Genomic DNA, 1557 nt, shown 5'->3' on the forward strand with positions numbered 1-1557 from the left:
ATCAATCTCAAAACCTTGACCATTCAAACTACCTGTAAATGGTATTTTGTCTGTACCGATCGGTGAAAATCCTTCTTCCAAATTCCAGTGGAATGCCTCTGACGCATTTATATTTTCTGTAACCACATAGTGCTTGCTCCAACGAACTGAATCAGACATTCCTGTTTCCAAACCTTCAGATAACCATCGCAATTCTGAAAGATTACTGATTTGATAAGGATCAGAGATTGTTCCTGAACCCATTGTTAGCTCTGTTGCAACGACCAATCCTGATTTGATAAAGAAAACCTCAAGCGTTTGATTGGCAAATATATCTTGGAAAGTATATTCTGAAATCACTCCCAAGTCTTCACCGTTCACATATACTGAATAAATCTCATAACCTTCATCTGCGATGAACTTAAAAGTCTTCACTTCATCATAGAAAATCGTCGTACTTGATGAATCTACCTCGCCATGACTTCCTACATTGACTGTAATCTCATAAGGAATTTTCTCAAAGCTTGCTGAAATCGAATGTGCTGAAGAAACCTCCACAAAAGTATATTCACTTAAAGCTCCTTGACTTACAGAATCGACGAATACATCTACAATCTGATAGCCATTTTCTGATTTAATTTTATAAACTCTTGTTTCTCCTTCAGTTAAACTCAAGCTTCTCGGACTGATACTTCCTCCTACACTATCTGCAACACTGATAAAGTGAACATTCGTATTTCCATCTTGGAATAAATAAGGCCTAACCAAACTATCCAATTCAGATACTGTTTCTAGAGTCCAAACTACATCAACGTTCCAATCCACGAAACTACTGTCTGCTGCAAAGTTCTCGCTGCTCAAGCCAAACTTCGCTTTTGAACCTGCTGATACTGTCTGTTGAGTAGTTACTGTATCCCAATAAGACTTTTCAATCTTGGCAGTTGAGTTTACTTGCCCTACTAAACCGCCGTTATTTTCTTCTCCTAAAACTATTCCTACGGCATAACTTTCTAGCACACTTGAATTGTAACAGGCTCCTAAAAGTCCTCCGACATTTCTAATTCCTGTAACATTGGCTAGTGAATAGCTTCTATGAACAAAAGTATTTTTACCAATCTCTCCGATTAGTCCACCAATTGATTTCTCCGTAGATTCTATATCTCCACTCACATAAACTCGTTCTATGATCGAACCAACAGCTTTACCTACTAGACCTCCAACAGATGATTTACCTAGAAGTGAGACATCTGTTAAGCCTAATTGATGAATGTGAGCATCTGACACAAAACCAAATAATCCTATTTGTTTACCTTCTGATCTGTTAATAGTCAAGGAATCAACCTCAAAACCTTGTCCATTCAAGCTTCCTGTAAATGGCACTTTGTCTGTACCGATTGGTGAAAATCCTTCTTCCAAATTCCAATGGAATGTCTCTGAAGCATTTATATTTTCTGTAACCAAATAGTGCTTGCTCCAACGGACTGAATCAGACATTCCTGTTTCCAATCCTTCGGATAACCATCTCAATTCGGAAAGATTACTGATTTGATAAGGATCAGAGATTGTTCCTGTACCTAT

General features: G+C 37.8%; 1 protein-coding gene. It reads right to left on the reverse strand.

Annotated features, from left to right (window positions below):
- On the reverse strand, positions 1-1557 hold a 1557-nt coding region (locus BC781_RS25355; RefSeq protein ID WP_211323984.1), incomplete at both ends, for a GLUG motif-containing protein.

The organism is Sediminitomix flava (assembly GCF_003149185.1).
Lineage (GTDB): Bacteria > Bacteroidota > Bacteroidia > Cytophagales > Flammeovirgaceae > Sediminitomix > Sediminitomix flava.